Here is a 557-nt window from a genome sequence, read left to right as displayed (position 1 = left end):
CGTTCGGTGTTCATGTGTTGCTCACCATGAAACTGGGCGTATTGAAAGCGCGCCTCAGCGCTGGACACGCGGTACGTGACGATCGTGCTGCCAACACGGACTTCAGCAAATAGGCGCAATCGTCGAACTATCCTGTCGGCCGTAGCATCGGGCAAACTCATATCACCCAGCTGTGACAGCATCTGGTTGACGAGTACCTCTGAAGACGTAGTCGCCGGATAAGAAACATTGAATTGAAAGATTGGCGCAAAGGCGGCAACCCCAATGTCCAGCACATTTTTCAGCAGCGGAGGGTTGGCGAAGCTGCCGTGCAGGTCTTGGATGCCGTGACCCAGCGCCAACCAGACAGGACTTTTTTCTGGTTGGGCCAACAACATCTTTCGGTAGGTGGATCGACCACTTTCGCTGTGAGTCAGGTTACCAACGCAGTGAGCAACAACCCGCTCGTAGTCTTGCGCGTTCTCTTTTGCGCCCAGGTCGAAACAGGACAGCACCTTGCTGAACCACCCATCCTGCCAATCGTCGGCGATGGCGCTGCCGCCAGTCTTGATCCAACT

At 55.3% G+C, this 557-nt stretch carries 1 protein-coding gene; it reads right to left on the bottom strand.

What is annotated here, in order from left to right; translation table 11 throughout:
• On the bottom strand, positions 1-557 hold a 557-nt coding region (locus HV681_RS27705), incomplete at both ends, for a hypothetical protein (RefSeq protein ID WP_175126287.1).

Source organism: Achromobacter animicus, assembly GCF_902859585.1.
GTDB classification, from domain to species: Bacteria; Pseudomonadota; Gammaproteobacteria; order Burkholderiales; family Burkholderiaceae_B; genus Achromobacter; species Achromobacter animicus.
The sequence above is the reverse complement of the archived record's forward strand: the minus strand, read 5'-3'. Positions and strand labels throughout refer to the sequence as shown.